Below are 4,687 nucleotides of genomic sequence, written 5' to 3' on the forward strand. Positions count from 1 at the left end.
CTCATTATTGAACACCTTGGCTAAAGTGTAGTTAGCCGAGGAGAGAGTGGATTCCATACATCAGTTAGGGGGTCTTGAGGAAACAATATGATCATAATCGCCAACGTATTATTCGTTGGCGACCACACAATAAGTTACGCCATCTATTTTTGTGTCGAGAATCTTGCCTGATAAGGCGTTAATTCATTCCCTTCCATCGTTAAGGGAGTGTATAGATTAGGTCTACGACCTCTGATCCAGCGTCTGCCTGTACACATATTTAGATCTTTCGCATTGAGATCGGCAATAACCATATCATTATCGATGCAGTCAGTTTCAGCGATAATTTCACCATAGGGGTTGAGCACCATCGCATTCCCAGTTCTAACTTCATCCATATCAACCCCAACACCGTTACTAAAGATCAGGAACATACCATTGTCATGGGCACGCGCGGGTAGCCAACGCATTAACCACTTTCTTCCTTTAGATCCTTGCATTTCAGAACGAATCGAGTCTGGATCTTGGTGACGATTATGCCAAAGCTGGGGATCAATCAAGCCCATCGCATTAGGGCTGCGAGAGTTTGTTCCGCCTGTTTGATGAGGCGCGACTAGTATATCAGCCCCTTTTAATGCTGTTATTCGAACATTCTCAACTAGATTATTATCCCAGCAAATCAGGATTCCCACACGGCATCCATGTGGTGTATCAAACACAGTGTATTCATTGCCACTTCTCATGTGTTCGCTGACAAACGTATGCAGCTTTCTGTGTTTGGATATCTGGCCATCAGGCATTGTCATTACGTAAGAATTATAGAGATTTCCGTCCTTGTCCTTTTCAATGAAACCTGCGCCGATACTGATTTGGTATTGTTCAGACATTTTTAGCAAGCGTTGAGACGTTTCCCCTTGTGGAATGAACTCGGACAAATCATTGATCTCAGATTTCTTGAGTTTCGAAACATGCCAATAACCAGTCACACACATTTCAGGGAAGGCGATAATTTTTACCCCTTGTTTAGCTGCCTTTTCTACGTAACTTTGAATGACCGATAAGTTGTAGTTTTTGTCGTTCGCATGGTGGTTAAATTGGACAGTAGCAACACGGATATCTTTCATAATTGTTCCTGTAACTTAGTGAATATCAACTATTTTAAAAAGTCCTTTTGATTCCGTATAATGAATAAAATTCCTATAATTAATGAGCGCATGGAATGGATTTTGTCGATTTACGCACATTCTGCCAGTTAGCGGTGGATGGTAACTATCGAGTAGCTTCAGAGCATTTACACATCACTCAGTCAGCTTTAACTAAGAAGATTCAGCGCCTTGAAGCTTTTTGTGGAGTGGTTTTATTTGAGAGAGGAAGACAAGGGGCTAGTCTAACTGCGGCAGGCGTAGCTCTTTTACCTGAAGCGCAACGAATTGTATCGAGTTTTGAGTCATATAAATCTCTAACTCAACGAGTCGCCAAGGGAATTGCAGGAACTCTCAATATAGGTTTTGGTATATCTTCCTACCACCTTGCACCAGATTACATAGCTAAGTTTAAAAAGCACTACCCAGAGATCCACATTACACTTAACGATATACCATCTCAAAAGCAGTTAGAATTCCTACTTCTGGGGGATCTTCATCTCAGTTTTAGTCGACTACCAACTGTAGCTCCGCTGAAGGGCGTGAAGCTCTGTACAGATCATCTAGTGCTTGCGACGCATAGAAGTCAAATTATAGACAAAAACAAACTGTGGTCTGCGTTAGATTCAATCGATTATTTACAGCTTAACCCTGAGCGAGGTAAGGGGCTAAGCCAACAGATAAACATGCTATTGGAGGAACATGAGAAAAAACTGAATGTAGTTCAGGAGGCCAATGATATTCAAACATTATTGGCACTCGTATCAGCAAATTTGGGCTTCACTATTGTTCCTGCAAGTGTAAAGCATATTGCGAATGAGTATGTCGCTTTTTGGGAACTGTCAGGGGTAAATAGCTCATGGGACGTTGGCCTAATTTGGAATGAGCAGTTAGAGAGCTTTACAAAAGATAACTTTATTCAATTTGTTGAAAGGATGCAAATTGAACATCTTTGATTCTATAGGTTTGCTGTAACTCATTTTTGTCCATTGACTTGCTAGGTTGACTTAGACTGGCACGAAGCATGCCCCAAAACAATTCAGAGCAAAAGAACTTGCTTACTTCAAACCTAGCAATTTCCCCTATCAAAAGTTATCCGAAGGAGTTTGGGTAACAGCATTTTCCTGAAATTATAAGGCATCATCAATCTAATCTCTGTTAGCTTTCATTAACCTATTGATTACACGTTGATGTGGTATTAAAAAGGTTGCATTATAGGAATACGAAAGGCGGCTAAAAGACGCATAGAAAGCGTTAGCTTAATGGAGGCATGGTGAGAGTCGATATATCAAACGTTAGTGTTGAAGTGGCATGTACAATTCTTGGATTTTATGCCGGAGCCGCTAAAGGCGTAATCCCGAGCCTAGGAATACTCGAAGCTATTGGACTCGTCGTTTCTATATCAACTCTCATTATTGCGAGTCAGGCTCTAAACTCATGGAGAAATCAGTTCAGGCATCAAGTTCAATATAAATCCCTTCTCAAATTAAAAGCTAACTTTGAAAATTATTGGAAATCTGAAGATAGTGTTAGATCTTCATGTATGGAAAAATGGCGCCGAGAGGGTTTTGCTTTTGAGTTACCGGAGACTGAGATCGATCATAGGAACAATATGCAGCGTAAATATCAAGAATCTTGGAACGAGATAACAATGTACTGTCCTAAGTTTGTTGACGAGTACCGCGATATTGCACCTGATAACATCTGCAAAATTCATCTAGATTATATAAATGAATTGCGTAAACAGAACTTTTCGCCCTCTACGAGCGACTTTTATGATTGGCAAAATAAAATGAATAAAAGAGCAATGGGTGCCTTCTACGCATATCTAAACCAATTAAGCTAACAAGCATATGAGACGGATTCCCAACGCTCGGCATTTTCGGTTTGCTTTCGGCTTAAGTGTTCACGGCACAATTCATTAGGTAGGTGGCAGCGTTGCTCAACTTAATTTGGCGTTAAATGCTAGGAGGAAGATTGAACATCAGTAAACTAGCAGTAAGTATCTACACGCTAGCGATCATTTTAATTTATGGTGAGGTTGTCAACCCTGATTTATTTAATGCTATCGACATAAACTTGGGTATTGTAACTATCAACCAAAATGAGGGTATGGAAGTTACGGAAATTCTGTTGCACCTTGTTGGAGTTCTTTGTATTGCTTTATGCCTCATCAACTTGAAGCTATTTGTATCAAGCCTAAAGCAAGGCTTTAAGAAACATCCCCTGTTAGTCGGCGAAATTAATAGAAAGTTGCAAGCAAAAACGGGATCAACGACAGATAGAGTTTCAGAAGCAAGTATTAAAGGCTTCTTAACTCCAACGGTAAGCACTGGAGCTTGGACCTCCATTGGTGTTGGACACGGAGATATTGGTGTAAAGTTGAGTCGAATCAATATCCTATTCTGTTTTCTTACTACGCCGATCAGTACACTTTGGCTGTTAAAAGTTGAATTGCTATTTCCACTATTAACGGCTTTGTGTGCGTGGTGGGTTAGCATTTAACAAGAGACTACGGCGTCAATAGTTATTTAAGTAGATTCGCAACGTTTGGCACTTTGGTTTGAATGGGCTTAAGTGTTTACGGCACAATTCATTAGGTAGGTGGCAGCGTTACTCAACTTAATTTGGCGTTAAGTGTCCAGAACAATATGGGAACTCGTTAACATTCAAGGAATGAAGGGTTTATGAAAATTTCAGAATCTAGCGTTCATTTCATTTACGACGCAGCAAAGAACGTATATGACTCAAAGCAAACTATAGTGTCAGCAGCTAAAGAAGTATCTGACAAGGGGCTAATGTCTGACGGCTCTGCGAGGATTTACATCAATATTTTTATAAGCCTAATGAAAGGTGTAGGACACACTAGAGCAATGAATGAGTATTCTACGATATATTTTCTTGAGTCAATTTATAAAGATTATGGTTCATACCAATTTGAGCTTGCTTTGCAGGCTACAGCGCATCATGTCAATTACTATAACTCTTTAGGAAAAGGGCGTAGAACTTCGATTGAAAAAGTTATTGCAGACATGAAAACTAAATATAATGTTCAGTCAAACGCTTATTCAGTATATCCCGACGAAGTTGAGTTCATCGAAGGTAAAGTAAAAAAAACATACGTAAACAAGTATGAGCGAAGCGCGAGCGCGAGGCAAAAAGCAATAGTTGTACATGGTGTTAACTGTATTGTTTGTGATTTTAATTTTGAAGAAACGTATGGTACTTTAGGTACTGGTTTTATTCATATCCATCACCTCATTGACTTATCGGAAATGGGTTCTGAGTATAGTTTGAACGTAGAAACCGATCTCGTACCTGTATGCCCAAACTGTCATGCAATGTTACACAAAACCAAGCCGGCAATGAAACCTGAAGAGTTGAAACATTATTTAACAAGTGTTTAAGCTTCAAGATACTTTTTCTCATCTGATACTTATGGACAAAAGCATTTGTTCTAACAGGCTTTTGTCCATTCTTAATAAACCCCGAATCTGCTCTCTATGTGATCACCAAGCGATTCTGTCGTACCTTAATTACCAAGCGACTTTGTCATTACGTTAACT

Annotated in this window: 5 protein-coding genes; 4 read left to right on the forward strand and 1 reads right to left on the reverse strand. The window is 39.7% G+C overall.

Annotated elements, in window-relative coordinates; all coding sequences use genetic code 11:
- Nucleotides 1-143: 143 nt before the first annotated feature.
- On the reverse strand, nt 144-1,106 hold the full coding sequence (locus QQK21_RS10810) for a nitrilase family protein (RefSeq protein ID WP_284192210.1): 963 nt from the start codon (nt 1,104-1,106) through the stop codon (nt 144-146).
- 92 nt (nt 1,107-1,198) lie between these two features.
- Between QQK21_RS10810 and QQK21_RS10815 the strand changes: the two genes are divergently transcribed.
- The 4 genes from QQK21_RS10815 to QQK21_RS10830 all read left to right on the forward strand — a co-directional run bounded on the left by QQK21_RS10815 (nt 1,199) and on the right by QQK21_RS10830 (nt 4,528).
- A complete protein-coding gene (locus QQK21_RS10815; protein WP_284192206.1) occupies nt 1,199-2,077 on the forward strand; it encodes a LysR family transcriptional regulator in 879 nt (292 codons plus the stop codon).
- A gap of 314 nt (nt 2,078-2,391) precedes the next feature.
- Nucleotides 2,392-2,967 (forward strand): hypothetical protein, encoded by a 576-nt coding sequence (locus QQK21_RS10820; protein WP_284192207.1) that lies wholly within the window; start codon nt 2,392-2,394, stop codon nt 2,965-2,967.
- A 131-nt stretch (nt 2,968-3,098) separates the two neighbouring features.
- Nucleotides 3,099-3,626, forward strand: coding sequence for a hypothetical protein (locus QQK21_RS10825; RefSeq protein ID WP_284192208.1), 528 nt, complete (start codon nt 3,099-3,101; stop codon nt 3,624-3,626).
- A 182-nt stretch (nt 3,627-3,808) separates the two neighbouring features.
- Entirely contained in the window at nt 3,809-4,528 is a 720-nt protein-coding gene (locus QQK21_RS10830; protein ID WP_284192209.1) for an HNH endonuclease, read from the forward strand.
- The last annotated feature ends 159 nt before the right edge of the window (nt 4,529-4,687 follow it).

The organism is Vibrio zhanjiangensis (genome assembly GCF_030161235.1).
GTDB classification, from domain to species: Bacteria; Pseudomonadota; Gammaproteobacteria; order Enterobacterales; family Vibrionaceae; genus Vibrio; species Vibrio zhanjiangensis.